General features: G+C 33.0%; 25 protein-coding genes. 8 read left to right on the plus strand and 17 right to left on the minus strand.

Annotated features, from left to right (window positions below; translation table 11 throughout):
* Nucleotides 1-268: 268 nt before the first annotated feature.
* Complete coding sequence (locus tag M0M57_RS13645) at nt 269-856, plus strand: RNA polymerase sigma factor (RefSeq protein ID WP_248433596.1); 588 nt, start codon at nt 269-271, stop codon at nt 854-856.
* 210 nt (nt 857-1,066) lie between these two features.
* Here the strand turns inward: M0M57_RS13645 and M0M57_RS13650 are convergent, their stop codons facing one another.
* On the minus strand, nt 1,067-1,729 hold the full coding sequence (locus tag M0M57_RS13650) for an endonuclease III domain-containing protein (RefSeq protein ID WP_248433597.1): 663 nt from the start codon (nt 1,727-1,729) through the stop codon (nt 1,067-1,069).
* A gap of 182 nt (nt 1,730-1,911) precedes the next feature.
* On the opposite strand from M0M57_RS13650, the gene bcp reads away from it, so the two are divergent.
* Nucleotides 1,912-2,364 carry a thioredoxin-dependent thiol peroxidase gene (gene bcp, locus M0M57_RS13655; protein WP_248433599.1) on the plus strand — a complete coding sequence of 151 codons (453 nt, stop codon included), beginning with the start codon at nt 1,912-1,914 and terminating at the stop codon, nt 2,362-2,364.
* A gap of 94 nt (nt 2,365-2,458) precedes the next feature.
* Here bcp and M0M57_RS13660 read toward each other — a convergent pair whose 3' ends face one another.
* Nucleotides 2,459-3,922 (minus strand): TonB-dependent receptor, encoded by a 1,464-nt coding sequence (locus M0M57_RS13660; protein ID WP_248436760.1) that lies wholly within the window; start codon nt 3,920-3,922, stop codon nt 2,459-2,461.
* A gap of 95 nt (nt 3,923-4,017) precedes the next feature.
* Here M0M57_RS13660 and M0M57_RS13665 point away from each other — a divergent pair, with 95 nt between their 5' ends.
* Genes M0M57_RS13665 through M0M57_RS13675 form a run of 3 tightly spaced genes read left to right on the plus strand, consistent with a single transcriptional unit; the run spans nt 4,018 to nt 5,798 of the window.
* Nucleotides 4,018-4,782, plus strand: coding sequence for an MBL fold metallo-hydrolase (locus tag M0M57_RS13665; protein ID WP_248433601.1), 765 nt, complete (start codon nt 4,018-4,020; stop codon nt 4,780-4,782).
* A 4-nt stretch (nt 4,783-4,786) separates the two neighbouring features.
* The gene (locus M0M57_RS13670; RefSeq protein ID WP_248433602.1) at nt 4,787-5,272 is read left to right on the plus strand and encodes a hypothetical protein; all 486 of its coding nucleotides are present in this window, start codon (nt 4,787-4,789) and stop codon (nt 5,270-5,272) included.
* A gap of 34 nt (nt 5,273-5,306) precedes the next feature.
* A complete protein-coding gene (locus M0M57_RS13675) occupies nt 5,307-5,798 on the plus strand; it encodes a hypothetical protein (RefSeq protein ID WP_248433604.1) in 492 nt (163 codons plus the stop codon).
* Between the two features lies 1 nt (nt 5,799).
* On the opposite strand, the gene M0M57_RS13680 is transcribed toward M0M57_RS13675, so the two are convergent.
* From M0M57_RS13680 to M0M57_RS13710, 7 genes are all read right to left on the minus strand, one after another.
* Nucleotides 5,800-6,444: an alpha/beta hydrolase gene (locus M0M57_RS13680; protein WP_407647435.1), complete on the minus strand. Its 645-nt coding sequence runs from the start codon at nt 6,442-6,444 to the stop codon at nt 5,800-5,802.
* 2 nt (nt 6,445-6,446) lie between these two features.
* Nucleotides 6,447-6,758 (minus strand): DUF4870 domain-containing protein, encoded by a 312-nt coding sequence (locus tag M0M57_RS13685; protein ID WP_248433606.1) that lies wholly within the window; start codon nt 6,756-6,758, stop codon nt 6,447-6,449.
* Nucleotides 6,745-8,010: a dihydroorotase gene (locus M0M57_RS13690; RefSeq protein WP_248433607.1), complete on the minus strand. Its 1,266-nt coding sequence runs from the start codon at nt 8,008-8,010 to the stop codon at nt 6,745-6,747. The genes M0M57_RS13685 and M0M57_RS13690 overlap by 14 nt, the downstream gene beginning before the upstream one ends.
* The gene (locus M0M57_RS13695; protein WP_248433609.1) at nt 8,007-9,947 is read right to left on the minus strand and encodes a vWA domain-containing protein; all 1,941 of its coding nucleotides are present in this window, start codon (nt 9,945-9,947) and stop codon (nt 8,007-8,009) included. Before M0M57_RS13695 ends, M0M57_RS13690 begins: the two co-directional genes overlap by 4 nt.
* A gap of 92 nt (nt 9,948-10,039) precedes the next feature.
* Nucleotides 10,040-11,383, minus strand: coding sequence for a DEAD/DEAH box helicase (locus M0M57_RS13700; protein ID WP_248433611.1), 1,344 nt, complete (start codon nt 11,381-11,383; stop codon nt 10,040-10,042).
* Nucleotides 11,384-11,437: 54 nt separating this feature from the next.
* Entirely contained in the window at nt 11,438-12,202 is a 765-nt protein-coding gene (locus M0M57_RS13705; RefSeq protein WP_248433613.1) for a TIGR02757 family protein, read from the minus strand.
* Entirely contained in the window at nt 12,202-12,909 is a 708-nt protein-coding gene (locus M0M57_RS13710) for an ABC transporter ATP-binding protein (RefSeq protein WP_248433615.1), read from the minus strand. Before M0M57_RS13710 ends, M0M57_RS13705 begins: the two co-directional genes overlap by 1 nt.
* Before the next feature lie 144 nt (nt 12,910-13,053).
* On the opposite strand from M0M57_RS13710, the gene msrA reads away from it, so the two are divergent.
* The 3 genes from msrA to M0M57_RS13725 all read left to right on the plus strand — a co-directional run bounded on the left by msrA (nt 13,054) and on the right by M0M57_RS13725 (nt 14,777).
* Nucleotides 13,054-13,701 carry a peptide-methionine (S)-S-oxide reductase MsrA gene (gene msrA / locus M0M57_RS13715; RefSeq protein WP_248433617.1) on the plus strand — a complete coding sequence of 216 codons (648 nt, stop codon included), beginning with the start codon at nt 13,054-13,056 and terminating at the stop codon, nt 13,699-13,701.
* A 61-nt stretch (nt 13,702-13,762) separates the two neighbouring features.
* Complete coding sequence (folE, locus tag M0M57_RS13720; protein ID WP_248433619.1) at nt 13,763-14,434, plus strand: GTP cyclohydrolase I FolE; 672 nt, start codon at nt 13,763-13,765, stop codon at nt 14,432-14,434.
* Between the two features lie 49 nt (nt 14,435-14,483).
* A complete protein-coding gene (locus tag M0M57_RS13725) occupies nt 14,484-14,777 on the plus strand; it encodes a hypothetical protein (RefSeq protein WP_248433620.1) in 294 nt (97 codons plus the stop codon).
* A 56-nt stretch (nt 14,778-14,833) separates the two neighbouring features.
* Here M0M57_RS13725 and M0M57_RS13730 read toward each other — a convergent pair whose 3' ends face one another.
* The 8 genes from M0M57_RS13730 to M0M57_RS13760 all read right to left on the minus strand — a co-directional run bounded on the left by M0M57_RS13730 (nt 14,834) and on the right by M0M57_RS13760 (nt 20,426).
* A complete protein-coding gene (locus M0M57_RS13730; protein ID WP_248433621.1) occupies nt 14,834-15,157 on the minus strand; it encodes a DUF6787 family protein in 324 nt (107 codons plus the stop codon).
* 33 nt (nt 15,158-15,190) lie between these two features.
* Nucleotides 15,191-15,385: a GldL-related protein gene (locus tag M0M57_RS16775; RefSeq protein ID WP_407647436.1), complete on the minus strand. Its 195-nt coding sequence runs from the start codon at nt 15,383-15,385 to the stop codon at nt 15,191-15,193.
* A gap of 6 nt (nt 15,386-15,391) precedes the next feature.
* Nucleotides 15,392-15,826, minus strand: a complete 435-nt coding sequence (locus M0M57_RS13735; protein ID WP_248433622.1) for a DUF6146 family protein — start codon at nt 15,824-15,826, stop codon at nt 15,392-15,394.
* 105 nt (nt 15,827-15,931) lie between these two features.
* Complete coding sequence (locus M0M57_RS13740; RefSeq protein WP_248433623.1) at nt 15,932-16,489, minus strand: hypothetical protein; 558 nt, start codon at nt 16,487-16,489, stop codon at nt 15,932-15,934.
* A 67-nt stretch (nt 16,490-16,556) separates the two neighbouring features.
* Entirely contained in the window at nt 16,557-17,516 is a 960-nt protein-coding gene (locus tag M0M57_RS13745; RefSeq protein ID WP_248433624.1) for a D-2-hydroxyacid dehydrogenase, read from the minus strand.
* A gap of 60 nt (nt 17,517-17,576) precedes the next feature.
* Nucleotides 17,577-18,170 (minus strand): GNAT family N-acetyltransferase, encoded by a 594-nt coding sequence (locus tag M0M57_RS13750; RefSeq protein WP_248433625.1) that lies wholly within the window; start codon nt 18,168-18,170, stop codon nt 17,577-17,579.
* Between the two features lie 2 nt (nt 18,171-18,172).
* Entirely contained in the window at nt 18,173-19,243 is a 1,071-nt protein-coding gene (gene serC, locus M0M57_RS13755) for a 3-phosphoserine/phosphohydroxythreonine transaminase (protein ID WP_248433626.1), read from the minus strand.
* A 124-nt stretch (nt 19,244-19,367) separates the two neighbouring features.
* Complete coding sequence (locus M0M57_RS13760) at nt 19,368-20,426, minus strand: acyl-CoA reductase (RefSeq protein ID WP_248433627.1); 1,059 nt, start codon at nt 20,424-20,426, stop codon at nt 19,368-19,370.
* Nucleotides 20,427-20,506: the final 80 nt, after the last annotated feature.

Consider the following 20,506-nt stretch of genomic DNA (forward strand, 5'->3'; position numbering starts at 1 on the left):
CTCACTTTCTGAGAATGCTACACCTGACAGGTTTCAAAAACCTGTCAGGTGTAAAAAGCCACTTTTTTATGCAAAAAATGACATATTTATTATGGTTTTCCACATTTATTGCATTTTGAATGTTAAAATTTCAGTTAATATTTGCTTCTTAAAATAAAATAGTGTTACATTTGGCTAATGATTAATCTTTATTTAACAACTGCTTATAGGAAAAAAATACTTTTTTAGAAAAATTTAGTTCAAAACGCGAAATTAAAAAGGTATTACTATGGCTACTGTTAATCAACTCCCAGACGCTTTATTGGTTAAGAATTACATTGCTGGTGATGAGCAATCGTTGGCTATTCTTATTGAAAGACATCAATCTAAAATTTACGGATTTATCTATTCCAAAATTGCAGATCGCGATATAACTGATGACGTTTTTCAAGATACTTTCATTAAGGTAATTAAAACGTTAAAATCAAATTCATATAACGAAGAAGGCAAGTTTTTACCGTGGGTAATGCGAATTGCTCATAATTTAGTTGTCGATCACTTCAGAAGAAATAAAAAAATGCCAATGCAACGCGAAACAGAAGAATATTCTATCTTTTCGTATATGTCTGATAATTCGATGAATGTTGAAGGCCGAATGATTACCGATCAAGTAGAAAGTGATTTGCAACGTCTATTGGAAGAATTACCTGCCGATCAAAAAGAAGTATTGGTAATGCGAATGTACCAAGATATGAGTTTCAAAGAAATCGCCGATTTAACCGGAGTTAGCATTAACACCGCTTTAGGTAGAATGCGTTATGCTTTAATGAATTTAAGAAAAGTAATTGAAAAAAATCAAATAATTTTAACCAATTAAACAATATTTGGAAAAGTCTTTCGTTGTAGATTAAAACAAACATATTTTATCTATGGCAAAACTTTACACTAGAAAAAAGTTAGCGACTCCAAAGATGTTACCTAAAAAAGAAACTATAAGTTTTTTGCTCAACTACTCCAAGGCACTGAGCATTGTTAAAGTAGGTAACATGTCTTTCGAAACTATTGCTAACTAAAAGGAACATCCCGATTAAAGTCGGGATGTTTTTTTTTCGTATTCTTTTAAAACCGACTTTCTTCCAATCGTTCTTGTAATCACATCTTTCTCCAAACTCCATCCACGAGCCGGCGAATATTCTCGTCCGTACCAAATAATCTGCAAATGCAAATCATTCCACAATTCTCTCGGAAAGATCGCTTTCGCATCGCGTTCCGTTTGCACCACATTTTTTCCTTCGGATAAATTCCAACGATACATTAAACGATGAATATGCGTATCCACCGGAAAAGCCGGCACACCAAACGCCTGACTCATCACCACACTCGCCGTTTTATGACCCACCGCAGGAAGTTCTTCCAACGCTTCAAAACTTTGCGGAACCAAACCATTGTGCTTTTGAATCAAAATTTCCGATAAACCGTGAATTCCCTTCGATTTCATCGGCGAAAGTCCGCACGGACGAATAATTTCCTTAATTTCTTCCACACTCATTTTCACCATATCATACGGATTGTCCGCTTTAGCAAACAAAAGTGGCGTAATTTGATTCACCCGAACATCCGTACATTGAGCCGAAAGCAACACCGCAATCAACAAAGTATACGGATCTTTGTGGTCCAAAGGCACCGGAATTGTCGGATATAACTCATTTAACTTATTTATAACAAACGTTGCACGGTCTTTCTTCGTCATTTTCGTAATTTTATGATTGTAAATTTATACTATTAATTTTTATGTGCCTAATCCAGCTTTCCGTTCCAAGATTTATTAAGGATCATTCGATTTTTAGATTATTAGATTATCAGACTTTTCTAATAATCTAAGAATCCAAGAATCCAAAAATCTAATCATCTAACAATCTAAAAATCAAACATATGACAACATTAGAAAAAGGCGACAAAGCACCCAATTTTTCAGCAAAAGACCAAGACGGAAACACCCATTCTTTATCCGATTACAAAGGAAAAAAATTAGTAGTTTTCTTCTATCCAAAAGCCAACACGCCGGGTTGTACAGCAGAAGCTTGCGATTTACGTGATAATTTTACTCGTTTCCAAGCCAAGAATTATGCACTTTTGGGCGTAAGTGCCGACAATGCCAAAGCACAATCAAATTTCAAAAACAAATACGAATTTCCATTTCCACTTTTAGCCGATGAAGACAAAGCAGTCATTCAAGCCTTTGGTGTTTGGGGACCCAAAAAATTTATGGGAAAAGAATACGACGGAATTCATCGCACCACATTTGTAATCAACGAAAACGGAATTATTGATGAGGTTATCACTTCTGTAAAAACTAAAGCCCACGCAGCACAAATTTTAGGATAAGAACAAAAACAGGTTCATGTAATTTAAGCCACGAATTCCACTAATTTACACAAATCAATTCGTGAAATTAGTGGAATTCGTGGCTTTTTATCTTCTAATTTGTTGGTTCCTCAATTCTTGGTTTAGAATCGTAACCAAATAATTTATCTTTTTTAATTATTTCGGCAACACCTTTTGGTAGCATTTCTTCCCAACCTTCGGTTCCTTTAGCAATCATTCTCAACACGTGACGAGAATAAATTTCCAAGTTATTTTGGTTAGCAATTTCAATATCCACCACTTTACCATTGAATTTAAAGAATTTGTACAATTCTTTCATTCTCGGATGAACTTTTAAGTTTTCAGAATTAACGATTTCACCATTTTCTTCTTTCATCGGATAAAGGAAAACTTTCAAATCGCGGTAGAATAATTTACCAAACGCTTCCAAAATTCCACCACTTAAATGACGGTAATATTTTTCATCAAAAATATCCACCAAATTGTTGACACCCATTGCCAATCCCATTCTGGCTTTCGTGTAACTGGAGAAATATTCAACCACACGATAATATTCCTGGAAGTTTGAAATCATTACATATTGACCAAGTGAACAAAGTAATTCGGCACGATCCATAAAATCACGTTCATCAATTTCACCTTCCGAACGTAAATTGGAAAGTGTAATTTCAAAAATAACTAACGTATTATCGGCTTCCACTTTGTTTTCACACAAAAACATCTCAAGCGATTTTTCATACATATCCATATTCACACGAGTTACCGGGCGAAAACTTCCACGAAGAGCCAAAATATTTTTCTTGTATAAAATCGAAGCAGGAAGAATGTTATTTCCGTCAGGACCAAACATCACGGCATCGGTCATTCCGTTTTTAACCAATTGTAAACTCATTAATCGGTTATCTACATTCGCAAATCGCGGACCGGAAAAGTTAATCGTATCAATTTCTAACTGATCTTTGTCCAAATGGTCATATAAATATCGCAATAATTTTTTAGGATCATTGTATTTATAAAACGCACCATAAATTAAGTTTACACCAAGAATACCTAGAGTTTCTTGTTGCAATCGAGCATCATTTTCTTTAAATCGAATGTGAAGAATGATTTCGTTATAATCTTCGTCCGGTTCAATTTGGTATTTCACACCAACCCAACCGTGTCCTTTAAATTGCTTTGCAAAATCAATGGTCGCTACGGTATTAGCATAACTGAAAAACATTTTGTTAGGGTGTTTTACACGATCTAAACGTTTTTCAATTAAATCTACTTCGTGCGTCAACATTTTTTTCAAACGGCTCTCAGTTACATATCTACCGTCTTTTTCAATACCGTAAATCGCATCACTAAAATCTTTATCATATGCAGACATCGCTTTTGCAATCGTTCCGGATGAACCGCCCGATCTAAAAAAGTGACGAACAGTTTCCTGACCCGCACCAATTTCTGCAAAAGTTCCGTATATATTTTCGTTAAGGTTGATTCGCAGTGCTTTATCTTTTATCGAGGGAATTTGTTCAATCGCCCTATCGCCTTTAAGTTTAATTTCCATCGCAATTCTTTCCATAAATCTGTTGTTGTATACCGCAAAGTTAACAAATATCATACCGTAATAAAAGATAAATAGTGCTATTTTTGTGAAAATTTAACGTCTTGAAGGTTTATTTTTTAGGCACGGGCACATCACAAGGAATTCCGATTATCGGGAGTAATCATTCTGTTTGCAAAAGTTCCGATTCTAAAGACAAACGTTTGCGAGTTTCGGTTTGGATTCATGATGAAGACTATTCGTTTGTGGTTGATTGCGGACCCGATTTCAGACAACAGATGTTAACTTCCGGTTGCACAAAGTTAGATGCAATTCTTTTTACACATGAACACGCCGATCATACTGCGGGATTAGATGATATTCGTCCGTTTTTTTTTAAACAAGGAGATATTCCAATTTATGCTCATCAAAGGGTAATTCAAAATTTAAAAAAACGATTTGATTATATTTTTGAAATTGAAAATAAATATCCCGGAGCTCCTTCGGTTATTGTTAATGAAGTGATTCAAGATCGTAATTTTTCAATTGGTCAAAAAACAATTATTCCAATTGAGGTGATGCACGGTAACCTTCAGGTTTTTGGATATCGTATTGATAATTTTGCTTATTTAACGGATGTAAAAACCATTGCAGAAAGTGAACTTAAAAAGCTCAAGAATTTAGATGTATTGGTTGTCAATGCTTTACGAGAAGAACCTCACAGCACACATTTTAATTTGGAGGAAGCATTAAATTTTATAGCTTTGGTCAATCCGAAAAAAAGCTATTTAACACACATTAGCCATTTGCTAGGATTTCACGAAGAAGTACAACAAAAATTACCAAAAAACGTTTATTTAGCATACGATAACTTAGAAATTTCAATTTAATAAAATGAAAAAATCATTATTTCTCTATTTGTTCATTGTTAGTATTTTAATGACAGTTTTTACCTATATGTATTATAGCAAAAAAGTAAAATTTGAAGCAGAACGTTTTGAAAATTTGAAAACTAAGATGAATGATACAATTCAAACACTTAACAATCAGATTTTTGATGCAAATTATTTTACGTTGCGAAATAACGACAATGCTCAAAATTATTTAGAAGATTATTCTATCGAAAAATTAATTCCGAAAATTGAAGCCAATTTAATGGATTTAAACGATAATCCGGAAGGAAATCCGTTGGTGGATTTTGGAAAAATAGACGACAAGAAATTCATCATCAATAAAATTGAAGTATTAAACCACCGTTGGATTATTGCCGATTTTAGTAATGGAGAACTATGGGGAGAAGTACTTTTACAGTATTTTGTAGAGGAAGATGAATCACTTGATTTTAAAATTATTCAGTCAACATTATATCCAAAACAGTAAACTTTTGTATATTTAAGTCCTTAATTTTTTAGGTATGAAAAATTGTTTGCTTTTAATTGTTTTAGTTATGAGTTTGGTTTCCTGCAAAAAATTTGATCAGGATGTAGAACCTGAATTAATTAAAAAGCAAGCTTTGTTAGATACGATTGCCAGTGCCGACAAAGATGAAAATGGTTGTTTAGATGGAGCTGGTTATTTTTGGTCAACATTAAATAAAGAATGTATAAAAATCTACGAATCGGCTATCACTTTATATCCGCAGGATAATCAAAACAATGAGGATGAAACCAAAAATGCTTACATTGTTTTTGGCGAAAATGGAGGAAATGAAGCCGAAATATTTCTTCCTAATCAGGTGAAATCTCTTATTCTGGTTCGTCCTTCAGAAGGTCAACCATGGAAATTTGATGATTGGCAACTCATTCCTTGGAAAGGGTTTATTCTTAAAAAAGGAGAAGATATTTTATTTGCCGGCGATGGTGGTGTAGGACCAAAAATCACCGGAAGCGATAAAATGGAAGATTAATCTATTTGTTTTCTCCAAGCCAATTTCTAAAATCATAAAAATTTTGTGGAGCAACACCGTGACCAACAGGATATTCTTTATACACAAATTTAATTCCTAATTTTTCTAAAACCGGACTTGTTTTTCTTGCCCAATCCACCGGAATTACTTGATCAACTGTTCCGTGTGAAGCAAATATTTTTAAGTTTGAGAAGTTATTTTTTTCAAAATTATCCTTCGCCATTTCGGTATTCAAATAACCACTCATCGCTACAATTTTTGAAACTTTTTCAGGATAGGAGAGAGCGATAGCGTAGCTCAAAATTGCACCTTGACTGAATCCGATTAAAGTGATATTCTCCTTATCAATCGGAAATTTTGCAACTAATTCATCTATAAAATCAACGATTAAATCCCTAGATTGTTTGGCTTGATTTATATCGGAAAACTTAGTATCATCTGCATCAAAATTGATCGCATACCAAGCATAGCTTCCATACATTAAATCATGCGGAGCTTGCACCGAAATCACATAATATTGCTCCGGAAGTTCCGATGCAAATGAAAATAAATCTTCTTTATTACTGCCATAACCGTGCAATAAAAGTAATAAAGGATTTTTTTCTTGAATTGTTTTTGGCTCTCGAATTAAATACTGTAACGACATAATTATAGGCTTTTAAATATATTTTGGTAAAAATCACCCAACAATGGAACTTTTTTCTCTTCATTATTCAAGGCTCCCATAAATCCGAAAATCCATAAAATAAAAAAGAAAATATAAAAAGCGAAGGAGATCATCCAACTATCAAAATAACCAATCGGATATCCTAAAGCAAAAAAGGTTAAAAATATTCCCAATGCTTGTCTGATGTGAAAACTGGCAAACGAACTTTTGTTTTCACTATTCATAAAAATTGCGATTACAGATCCAATAATCGTTAAGTAGGCTACAATTGCAGCATTTTTATTTTGTTCCATTATTTAAAACTAATTTACCATTATTATAAATTCCGTATACTTTTCCAATCATTTTTTCGCCTAAAAAGGCTGAATTTTTTGATTTTGAAAGAATATTTTCTTTCGTAAAAGTCCATTCTGATGTAGGATTAAAAAAAGTTAAATCTACAGATGAACCTTCTGTTATGGAAGAATTTTCGATGCCAAAAGTTCCTTTTCCATTGGTTAATTTAGAAATAATCACATCCATGGGAAGTACATTTAATAAAGCTCCAAAAGCACTTTCTAAGCCAATGGTTCCGTTTTTGGCCAAATCATACTCCATTTTTTTATGCTCAATATCAATCGGATTATGGTCGGAAGTAATCATATCAATCGTTCCGTCTAAAACACCTTGCACTAATGCTTTTCTGGTTTTTTCATCTCGCAAGGGTGGACTCACTTTCAAACGTGTGTCAAATTCACTTAATTTTTCATCCGTTAAAACCAAATGATGAACCGCTACACTGCACGAAACTTGTAAACCTTTGGCTTTTGCCTCTTTTATTAATTCCACGGATTTTGCAGTAGAAATCGTTGGAATATGTAATTTACCTCCCGTATATTCTAATAAAAATAAATTTCGGGCAATCACTAATTCTTCTGCTAAAGTTGGGATTCCTTTTAATCCTAAACGAGTGGAAACGGCACCTTCGTGAGCTACACCATTTCCTTTTATTTTTTCATCTTGCGAAAAAGCAATGACTAACCCATCAAAATCTTGCACATATTGCAATCCGATTTTGAGCAAATTGGCATTGGCAATATTTTTTCCATAATCACCAAAAGCAACTGCTCCGGCATTTTTCATGTCAAATAATTCAGCTAAATCATTTCCTTCAGAACTTTTGGTTAACGCTCCAATTGGAAATAAATTTACTGCGTTATCTCTGGCTTTTTCCTTTACAAATCGAACTTGCGACTGATTATCAATCACCGGAAACGAGTTAGGTTGCAAAGCAATAGTTGTAAAACCGCTTTTTGCCGCCACCGATAATCCGTTAGCAATGGTTTCACGGTCTTCAAAACCAGGTTCGCCAAGGGAAACTGAGCTTTCAAACCATCCTTTGGATATGTGTAGATTTTCTAAACTAATTTCTTCAAAATCTTTTTCAGAGGGTAAGTTCAAACCAATTTTTTCAATGGTTTTGCCCACAATTTTCAGGTCGGTTTTTTGGTTGTGATGCACACCGTTTGGATCGATGATAGTTGCATTTCGGATGATTAAATTCATTTCACAAATTTTTGAATGAGTATTTCCAGTACCACAAATAATAACGCAAGGATCACAAACCATTTCCAAATCGTATTGTCAGTTCGGTTGGTTTGCAAAGCATCAAAAACAGATTCAATTGAATTACCGTTTTCGTAAGATTCTAATAAATTTGAATTGTCCAAACGCAAATCACTTTCGGTTCGGGAATAATTAAAACTTATATTTTTTATAATTGTATTGTCTTTTAAAGCATTGTAATTTCCGGCTTGACTTGGACTTTCCGAAAAGGTAAGTTTTACTTTATTATTCAGAATTTGTTGTTGCGGAATAAATTTTTCACTCTTCTCATCAGTAACCGAAACCACAGAAATAATTTCATCTTTTGCCAAAAGTTGGTCAATAGTGATTGGCGAAGATGTGCCAACCGTTAACGCATTGATTCCTGATTTTGCACTTTGAAAAGCCATGTTGTAAAAAGTGGGAACAATTAAAGGAGAATTTTTAAAATTAGAATTATCCTTGTTGATTGGTGCCGAAAAAACATAAAAACTACCCAACGAATTGGAAACTATCGTTAAAAATGGACTTTGATCTTCATACATCAAAATAGAAGGATAAGCACTTTTTAAAGCGAAATTTGTTTTAGTATTTGGATATTGAAAATTCGCAACTTTCTTTTCAAAAACACCATTATAAAGTGGATGAGAAAATGAAATGGTAGTAATTTGTGCTTCTTTTTTAAGTAATTCATTTACAGAAAATGTTCCAAAATTTCTAAGCAAACTGTTTATATTCGCCACATTGTTTTCTTCTGAAGGAATAAAAATAATATTTCCGCCTTTATCATAAAACGCTTTTAATGTGGTTTGAAGAGCTTGTGGAATTTCTGTTATTTCATTGATAATAATCGCATCTTGTTTATCCAATACATTGTAATCCAACGATTTTAACTCAAATTGAGAAAAGACAAATTCATTCTCAGTATAAATTTTAGTCAGAAATTGATTTTTATCCGGATTACCAATGGCTAAAACATTCGCTTTTTCCGGTTTAGAAATGCTGAAATAATAATAATTGTCATAATTCAATCCTGGTTCGTCTATAAAAACATAACCATTGAAATCAGCTTTTGGAATGGTGAAAAACAGATCTTTTTCTGATTGATTGAACTTTACTTGTGTTTTGGCAATCAGTTGTTTTTGGTTGTAGATAGCTACGGGGATTTCTTGTTCAGATTGTCCAAACGATTTTAATTTTACACCAATTTCATAAAAATTATCCAAGGTTTGTTGAAGATAAACACTATCAACCGACACATTATTTTTTTGTTCCGATTTTGGTAGTATGAAAATAGGATTAATCGTTTCATCAATTGGTTTTAACTGATTTGCTTGCAAATTGATAGCGTCAGTAATCACCATAACATCTTTATTAAAAGGCGTTTTTCTCGATTTAATTTTCGTTAAACTCTGATCTAATTGAAAACTTGTGGCACTGTAATCCAAATTCATCAATTCTTTTTGAATCGATTTAATATCCGTATTCCAATATACATCATCATTGGTAAGCAGCGAAAAAGTTGTGTTTTCTGGTGTGTTTTCTAATAATTCCTGAACAGCTCTTTTGAGTAATTCGCCTTGTTTTCCTTTGGCTTGCATGCTAAACGAATTGTCTACAACTAGGTATAATTCATTCGTAACGCCTTTACTGTCTTTGGCTTTAAAAAAAGGTTGGGCAAAAGTAAAAATCAACGCTGTTAAAAGTAACAATCGTGTTAATAACAACAACCATTTTTTAAGTTGAGAGCTTTTTCGGGTTTGAATGGAAAGTTCTTTCAGGAATTTTACATTGGTGAAATATTCCTTTTTAAATCGTCTGAGTTGAAATAAATGGACTAAAATTGGCAACACCAATAAAAAGAGGAAATACAGAATTTCAGGATGTTTAAACTGCATTAATTGAAAGTTTGTCAAAGATAGCTTTTATATTTTAATAGCACAAATTGAAAGTGTTAATCAAAAGCGAAAGGTTTGGATGGGAAAAAGACTTATTTTTTCTTCCTTTTTTCATCTCTTTTTCGTTCTACACCTCTGTTTCTGGATTCGGTTTTTCTCGGAGTTCGTTTTCCGGGACCACCAAGATTTACTTTTTTATTTTTATCTTTTTTATCGTGAAATGCTTCGCCACCTTCTTTCTTTGGACGTTTCAAAAGCACTTTCATTTTTCTTTTTTCTTTTTCGAATTCAAGTACTTTTTCTTCAATTTCGATGTTAGGAAGTGGTAAAAATTCAATTTCCTTTTCCATTAAAATTTCGGCTTCAATTTGAATTTCTTCTTCTCTCGGACTCACAAAACTCACAGCGACACCGGTTTTATCGGCACGACCGGTTCGACCAATTCTGTGTACATATTGTTCCGGAACTTCAGGGAATTCCATATTGACAACATGCGTAATATCGGAAATGTCCAAACCACGAGCCATCACATCTGTTGTTACAATTCCTCGTATTTCTCCTGCTTGAAACGAAGCCATCGTATTCAAACGATAATTTTGCGATTTGTTTGAGTGAATTAAACCAAATTGATCCGGAAATTCTTCTTCCAAAGCGACAGAAACTAAATCAGCAGTTTTTTTATTGTTGATGAAAATCAGCAATCGCGACATACTTTCATCGGATTGTAGAAGTTCTTTTAGTAAATTTAATTTGGTTAGAAAATTCGGTACTTTATAACCAATTTGCGTAATTTGTTCTAAAGGAGTTCCCGATGGAGCCAACGAAACTTCAACCGGAAAATCAAAATATTCATCCAACATATCATCCACTTCATCCGTCATCGTAGCCGAAAAAAGAATATTTTGTCTTTTTGATTTTAACATCGTTAGGATGGAAGTAACCTGAAAACGGAAACCTAAGTTTAGCATTTCATCAAATTCATCAATCACTAATTTCTGAATTTCATCAAAACGAATTACATTATCCAAAGCCAAATCCATTACACGTCCTGGTGTTCCCACTAAAATATCCACACCTTGGTAAACCGCTGTTTTTTGTGTGTTGATGTTCACACCGCCATAAACACCTAAGGTTCGAACGGACATATATTGGGTCAATTTTACGACTTCTTCAGCAACTTGAACCACTAATTCACGAGTTGGAACTAAAATCAAAACACGTGGTGTGTGGGTATTTTGAAATTTCCAATGTTTTAAAATCGGTAATAAGTAAGCAAAAGTCTTTCCGGTTCCGGTTTGAGCAATTCCCATCATATCGCGACCGGATAAAATAACCGGCATCGATTTAATTTGAATAGGAGTAGGGTTCGTAAAACCTAGTTCATCAATTGCTTTTTGCAATGATTTAGGTAAATCAAAATCCAGAAAAGTAGACATAAAAAAGATAATTTTTGCAAAGGTACGGAATTTTAAATCAATGCCTAAAACAGATTAAAATCCTTCAAAAACACCTAATCCAAAGAGAGCAAAATCATATTTTACAGGATCACTTTTGTCTAAATTTTGTAAGTTGGAATCTAACTCAAAAAGTGCTTTTGCGTCGTTTTGCTTTCGCGTAAGCAAACCTAATTTTCGAGCTACATTTCCGGAATGAACATCGAGCGGACACGAAAGTTGCGATGGTGAAATGGAGTTCCAAATACCTAAATCAACTCCTGCATTGTCGTTTCTTACCATCCATCTCAAAAACATATTGATTCGTTTTGCGGCCGAATTATTCATTGGATCAGAAACATGTTTTTGGGTTCGATAGTTATGTTCAATTTCAAAAAATACGGATTTGAAAATGGAAATATTTTGTTGTAATGTGTTGTTTTTGATGTTTTTACTAAAAACACTTTCCAAGCCATTGTGATTTTGATAAATGTTTTTCAGTGCTTTGATAAAGGAAATACAATCTGTTCCATTGAACGTGCGGTGAACAAAATCGTTTAATTTTTCCAAATCACTTTCGTTATGATTTATCACGAAATCATGAGGAGAATTTCCCAATTTGGACATTAATTTTTTACTGTTATTGATTATCATTTTGCGATTTCCCCACGAAATGGTGGCAGCCAAAAATCCGGCAATTTCAATATCTTCTTTTAAAGTATAAAGATGCGGAATCTGAATTGGATCGCTTTCAATAAAATTTGGATGGTTGTAAAGTTGAACTTTTTCGTCTAAAAATTCTTTTAATTCCGCTTGATTCATTAAACAGTTGCATTTGGTAAGGATGAAAAATCAATCCAACCCGAATTTTGGTCAAATAAACCATCTTTCATAATTAATTTTCTGTCGGCCATGTTCGCTAAGGTTTCATTGTGCGTAACAATTACAAACGTTTGTCCGAATTCATCTCGCAATTTAAAAAATAATTCGTGTAAATTTTCGGCAGAAGTGGTATCTAAGTTTCCCGAAGGTTCATCGGCAAAAATCACAGCCGGTTTGTTAATTAAAGCTCTCGCAACCGCCACGCGTTGTTGTTCACCTCCCGAAAGTTCGCCCGGTTTGTGATCCATCCGATGCGATAATCCTAAATAATTGAGTAATCTTTTCGCTTCTTCTTCAGCCTCGGGTTTTGATTTTCCAGCAATAAAAGCCGGAATACAAACATTTTCTAACGCAGTAAATTCAGGCAATAATTGATGAAACTGAAAAATAAATCCCAGTTTTTGGTTTCTGAATTTTGATAACTGCTTGTCATTCATATCCAAAACTGATTCACCATTAATCACTAAGGAAGTTCCGCTTTCTTTTGAAGGTTTTTCTAAAGTTCCTAAAATTTGAAGAAGCGTTGTTTTTCCGGCACCGGATGCACCTACAATCGATACAACTTCTCCTTTATTAATTGCTAAATCAACACCTTTTAAAACATGTAGTTGATCAAAATATTTATGAATTCCTTTTGCTTGTATCATCTGAAACTATTTTTACAAAGTAACAAAGATTTTAAAGATTTTGAAACCGTATCAGTTCTATTTATCGTATCATAAATAATAAAATTACGTTAAAGATGTAGTTTTGTTTAATATTGTGGTATATTTGTTAAACAAAAATTAGCTATGAAAAAATTAATTTTAATACTATTAGCCTTTTCAACTTTATCTTGTCAATCACAAGAAAGAAAAAGTGCTTTTTTAGAAAATAAACAACCAGTAAAGATGAATGTAGAAAAAGGATTAGAATTAGCCACTTTTGCCGGTGGATGTTTTTGGTGTACAGAGGCAGTTTTTTTGGAAATTGAAGGTGTAAAAAAAGTAGTTTCAGGCTACATAGGAGGGACAACAAAAAATCCAACTTATAAAGATATTGGAACAGGAATGACCGGTCATGCCGAAGCCATTCAAATTACGTTTGATCCAAAAATTGTTTCATTTGGTGAATTGTTGGAAATCTTTTTTGCCACTCACGATCCAACGACTTTAAACCGTCAGGGAAATGATGTAGGAACGCAATACCGTAGCGAAGTTTTTTATTACAACGATGATCAAAAGCAATTGACTCAAGACTACATTAGTTTAATGACGAGTGAAAAAACATTTAAAAACCCAATTGTGACAAGAGTTTCGGCAGCTTCTATTTTTTATGAAGCGGAAGATTATCATCAGAATTATTACAATTTAAACAAAACGCAATCGTATTGTAGTTATGTCATCACACCCAAAATTGATAAGTTGAAAAAGAACTTTAAGGATAAATTGAAAGATTAATTGCCCAAAGTTTTAATCACAAATCATTAAAAAATACTATTGACTCAAAATAAAAAATGCTATGAATAACCACATTGAAAAAGAATTATTTGAACTTTTGGGCGATGAACATCAGATGACTTCGGCAGAAACTCCTTTGAGACCTGATGCTTTTGACAAATCTGATTCAGAAAAAATGGCCACCATCGAAAAACATTTTCATTTAATTATGGAAGAAATGGGTTTAGATATGACCGATGATAGTTTGCGTGGAACACCACATCGAGTGGCAAAAATGTTTATTCAAGAAATTTTTAGCGGATTAAATCCAGTCAATAAACCGAAGATTTCTGTGTTTGAAAATAGTTATCATTATGACAAAATGCTAGTTGAGGCGAATATTAGTTTCAATTCTACTTGTGAACATCATTTTTTACCAATCATTGGTAAAGCTCATATTGGTTATGTTTCTAATGGAAAAGTGATTGGTTTATCCAAATTAAATCGAATTGTTGATTATTTTGCCCGACGACCACAGGTTCAGGAACGAATGATAATGCAAATTTTTAATGAATTGAAATCTGTCTTAAACACAGAAGATGTGATAGTTGTGGTGGAAGCCGAACATTTATGTGTGTCAAGTCGCGGAATTAAAGACAGTTCGAGCTATACTTCAACCATTCAATATGGCGGAATTTTCAAAGAGAAAGAAAATAGAAATGACTTTTTTAATTTAATGAAGAAGGAAAAATAATTTGGCATTACTTTTGTCGTTATTATTATAGATTATTTAATTTTAAACTATGACAAAAGAAGTTGCTGTTCAATCAGTTAAAGATACAAAATCGAGAGATTTAGCTTTAAGTCTTATTTTTGATGGGATTGGAATGATGTCCTATTTAGTTCCTTTTTTTGGAGCTTTATCAGATGTAATTTGGGCTCCAATTGCAGGTTTAATTATGCTTAGAATGTATAAAGGAACTGTTGGAGCGGTAAGTGGGGTTTTGGTATTTATTGAAGAATTAATGCCTGGACTTGATTTTATTCCAACTTTTACAATTACTTGGATTTACAAATACATAATAAAAAAAGAATAATTTTTGAAAGAACTTATAAAAGCCGCTTAAAATTTTGAGCGGTTTTTTTGTATAAACTATTCTGCTACTTTCTTCTCAAACCAATTGGCGATAAACCCTAATTTCATACTGCGAAGCATTTTCTTTTCGAATGCCCAAAAGAATTCAAATTGCCCGAAAATAAATCCAAATAAAACCAATAAAACCTGATAAATTGGAAAAATTGCAATTAATCGAATGGGCAAATAAAACCAACCTAAATTTTCACCGGTAAGACCAATATAATTTGTAAAAGGTTTTGATAAATAGGCCGAAACCGAACCGGTAATAGCAAAAACAATAAAAATGACTACGAGTTGAAAGTTAGACGTAACACCCCAACGGGCTTTTAATTTTTTCATAGATTTCGGGAAATTTTCAAAGAAAACAGAATTTTAAATTTTTTCTTTTTTAGGCTGTTTAACGATTTTTATAATCAACAAAATTAAAGCTAAAGATTTAAATAGCATTCCTAAAAGCAAGAATAAATTTCCATTTGAAAAATGTGTTATTTTGAAAAATGCTCCTAAGATGACAAAAAACATTCCGAGTAGAAAGGAAATAATGATATACAGAAATTTTTGCAACATATAAAATTAGATTCTGGCCGAAAATCCGCCAAGTTGTTGTTTGTATGTTTGTTGAAAATAGACCAAATAATTAAAAAGCATATAGTTTACTTCGTAACCATAATCAATACCATTTCGGTAATCAATTTGCATTTCATATAGATTTGGATTAAAACGCTGTGGTTGCATTACTCTATTGTTATATTCAATCACCCAAATACGATTTCTTGATTCCATGTAGGTTTGAGAATGAAAATTTCTTGGCATGGCACGACTTAACAACCAAGAATTAAAGCCGGGCTCAATAATGATTATTTCATATTCCAACTCGTCATTGGCTATTCTCACTGTATCAGAAGTTGTAGATGCTATTTCATTTTGAGAAGTAGAAGAAACTTGTTTACCACTCGAACAAGCGTAAATTAAATAACATAAGAAGAATATAATAACTCCGTTTTTCATATTATAAAAGTACAAAAAATCAATGATTTATATACTCAATTAGTTTTATTTAACAAAAAACCACTCCGAAAGAAGTGGTTTTAAATTTTTATTTTTTGGGCTAAATTATTTACCAAACAATTTTCCTAATAGTCCACCAAAGCCACCTTTTTTATTAGCCGCAGCCATCGCATCTTGCATATCAACTTTGCCGTCTCCATTTTGATCGAGACCAAATTGACCACCATATTTAGTAATCATATCCATTAGGTTGGAATTGCCCGAACCGCCTGAAATTGCTTTAACTAAATCTGCAACATCAAATCCTTTTTCATTCGGATTTTTTGCTTTTCCTATTAATGAACCTAATATTTGTGGAATCATACTCGCAGCTACACCATTGGCAGCAGTACTGTCTAAACCAACTTTTTGTCCTAAATTTCCTGAAACTTGTTCAATAAGTTGTTTAACCACAGGATTTGAGGATGAACTGGCATTATTACCTTGAAAAAGTCCGGCTAATTGTTCGAGTTTTCCTTCGGATGCCATTTTTTGCAATCCTGAAAGCAGCGAACTTCCGGTTTCTTTCATTACTTTATCATTCAATTCGTTAGGAACAGCATTGTTTTTCACTACTGCTTGGTCTCCGAATTGTTGAACTAATTGTGTTAATTGATCTAACATACTTTTGGCTTTTAAAATTATTTATACGAAGTTAGAGAATAAATTCACAACTTTTTATAAATCAGTATTATTTTTCTGTTTTCAACAGGCTAATAATTTGTTCCGCCAATTCTGTTCCAATTCTGTCTTGAGCTTCTAAAGTCGCAGCACCAATATGAGGAGTTAGCGAAATATTAGGATGCATTAATATTTTTATTTCCGGAGTTGGTTCATTTTCAAAAACATCCAAACCGGCAAATAATACTTTTCCTTCATCTAATGCTTCGATTAAAGCAACTTCATCAATAACACCACCACGAGCGGCATTAACAATTCCAACATGATCTTTCATGATGTTTAATTCTTCGCGACCAATTACGTAGCCATCTTGAGCTGGTACGTGTAGTGTAACAAAGTCAGAATGTTTTAATAAATCTTCCATTGGTTCCGTTACAATATCAACATTGATAAACTGACCATTATAAAAATCAACTCGAATTACTGCTTCGCCAACATATTTATCAGAAGCAATAACTTTCATTCCTAAACCGAGAGCCATTTTTGCAACTGCTTGACCAATTCTACCGAAACCGATGATTCCAAGGGTTTTTCCACGTAATTCAATTCCGTTTGCGTAGGCTTTTTTCAAACCTTCAAAATTGGTATCGCCTTCCAATGGCATATTTCTATTGGCATCATGCAGAAAACGAACACCCGAAAACAAATGAGCAAAAACTAATTCGGCTACCGATTCAGAGGATGATGCAGGAGTATTAATAACATGAATTCCTTTTTCGCGAGCATACGTAACATCAATATTATCCATACCCACACCACCACGACCGATGATTTTTAGACTTGGACAATTATCGATGATATCTTGGCGAACTTTTGTTGCACTTCGCACCAAAATTACGCTTACTTGATTTGCATTGATAAAGTTAACCACTTGTTCTTGGGCAACTTTTGTTGTTATTACTTCAAATCCTCCTTTTTCTAGGGCTTTAATTCCGCTTGGAGAAATTCCGTCATTGGCTAGTACTTTCATAATTTGTTTATGAGTTTAAATGTTTATGAGTTTAAAAGGGTGAAAACTCAATTAATTATTTTATATCCTATTTTTTAAGTTTTGTTTGACGTTATCAAACCATTCATTTTTTATAATACTTAATACTATTGCATCGATTCGTTCTCCTTTTGAATCAGTACTAAAATTTCTCAAAATTCCTTCTTGGATACAACCTATGCTTTTCATTGCATTGATGCTTCGTATATTTAAATTATTGGCTCTAAATCCAACTCTTTCCATTTGCATCTTTTCGAAAGCGAATTCTAAAAGTAAAAATTTACAATTTTTGTTTAATGCAGTTCCTTGAAATTCTTTTCCGTACCAAGTAAAACCAATTTCTAAATGTTTTGCTTCTAAGTTTATGTTATAAAAGCGAGTACTTCCTGCTATTTTATTCCTTACTTTATCAAAAACAACAAAAGGATATTCTAGTTGTCTTTCTTTTTGTGATAATGCTTTATCAATGTATTTTTTTAAATTTTCAGGACAATCAGGTCCATTTGCATTGAAACTCCAAAGTTCCGGTTCATTAATAGAAAACCCAATTAATTTTTCATAATCAGTTGCTTGTAATGGTTGTAAACGTACTACATCATTTTCTAAAATATACTCTTCTTTGAAATCGAAATGCATAATTAAACTACTTTCTCTAATTCTTGCATTACAGACACTAAAACCTGAACGCTTTCCAATGGCATAGCATTGTACATCGAAGCTCTGTATCCGCCCACCGAACGATGGCCAGGTAATCCTGAAATTCCGGCATCTTTCCAAAGTTTATCAAAAGCAGGAGCGTGGGCTTCATCATTCAATAAAAATGTTGCATTCATATTGCTTCTAAATTCGGCAACGGCAGTTCCTTTGAACAATGGATTTCGGTCGATTTCGGTATATAATAAATTTGCTTTCGCTTCATTTGCTTTTTCAATGGCGGTAATTCCACCTAAATTTTTCAACCATTGTAAGGTTAAAAGTGATGCATAAACCGGGAAAACGGCCGGTGTATTATACATACTTTCTTTTTCAATATGTTGAACGTAATCTAACATATTTGGAATTATACGACCTGATTTTCCTAAGATTTCTTCTTTTACAACCACCAAAGTTGTTCCGGCTGGACCCATGTTTTTTTGAGCTCCGGCATAAATTAAATCAAATTTTGAAAAATCTAATTTACGTGAGAAAATATCAGAACTCATATCACAAACCATTGGAATTTCGAGATTTGGAAATTCTTTTATTTGTGTTCCAAAAATGGTGTTATTAGATGTACAGTGAAAATAATCAGCATCCGATGGAACGGTATAACCTTTTGGAATATGATTGTAATTTTCAGCTTTTGACGAAGCAACAACTACTGTTTCACCAAAATGTTTAGCTTCTTTGATGGCAGAATTTGCCCAAGTTCCGGTGTCTAAATAAGCTGCTTTTCCATTCACTTTCATCAAGTTGTACGGAATCATTAAAAATTCTAAACTCGCTCCGCCGTGTAAAAACAACGCTTGATACCCTTTTCCTTCTAATCCTAAAAGTTCTAAAGCTAAAGCTCTTGCTTCATCCATAACGGCAACAAAATCTTTGCTACGGTGCGAAATTTCTAATATCGATAAACCTGAATTATTAAAATTTAAAATGGCTTGAGCCGATTTTTCAAATACCTCTTGTGGTAGAATGCAAGGTCCTGCACTATAGTTATGTTTTTTCATTATAGAAGTTTGGTTTCAAAAAATTGAATTGCAAATTTCTGAAATTCATAGTGAAAAGACCGATTTTTGAAAGCGGTTTTTATTATAGGTTATTAACAAAAACGTTGTAGTTGAAAAGAAAACTTTAAACCGAAATCAAAAATTCCAACGTATCAACATTATCTGCATAATCCCAAAGTTGTGGCTTTTGTGTTTGTCCGAATTTGATGCTGTTCTCCGTTAGACCATTGGAAACGATACACTGAATTTGATCTTTATCATTTTCTAAGCGTTTTTTCAAATCTGATAAGGACTCATAATTTTCATAAAAAACAGAAGAAATAGGCGAGGAGTAGCTTTGATCTTCTTTTAAAGTTAAAAATCCGTTATCTAATAATTTGAAGTTACTCATTAAAAAAACGGCTTTGTTGTAGTCATAGTTATTGGAATATTTTTCATAATGAATCACATCTTGGTATTCAAAAATGGCTTTGAAAAAAGTATCAAAATTATATCCTTTTGGAACAAATAGTTTGGAAACATTTCTGCATCCTAAACCAAAATAACGGAAAATATCTTCACCTAAACTAACTAAATCTTCATGTGATTCGTTTCCATTCAAAATCGCAACGGAATTTCTATTTTTACGAATAATAGAGGGTTTGTTCTTGAAATAATACTCAAAATAACGAGCAGTATTGTTACTTCCGGTGGCAATTACAGCATCAAAATTTTCTAATTTTCCATCTGTAAATTTGATTCTTTCTTCCAAACTTTCATCAACAGCAATCAAATAATTGGCTAAAAATTTAATTAGATGTTGATCGTTGGATGAAGTCTTTACCAAAACATTGTGTCCTGAAATCAACACTGACAAAAAATCATGAAAACCCACTAGCGGAATATTTCCGGCTAAAATTAATCCGATTGTTTTGGGTTGAACTTTTGAAAAATCATAGTTAGAAAGCCATTTTGATAAATTTTCATCCGTCAAAGCTTCTGCCCAAGAATTCGCAGCAAAATAAACCTGTTCTTGTGTAAACCAACCGTTATGTGATTGTGACAAAGCCAACAATGTTTCAAATGAATCAAAAAAGCGGTCATTGTGTTGAACCTCATGATTTCGCTGGGAATTATCCAATGAAAACTGAGCCAAAAACTTTCCTAATTCAACAAAACTCGAAATTTTATTTTTTTGTAACATTTGATACTTGTTTATAACGTCTTTTGATTGTAATTTTGCACAAAAATAAGAAATTGAAAGTTGACAAAACTCAATTGTTG

Source organism: Flavobacterium azooxidireducens, from assembly GCF_023195775.1.
Classification (GTDB): domain Bacteria; phylum Bacteroidota; class Bacteroidia; order Flavobacteriales; family Flavobacteriaceae; genus Flavobacterium; species Flavobacterium azooxidireducens.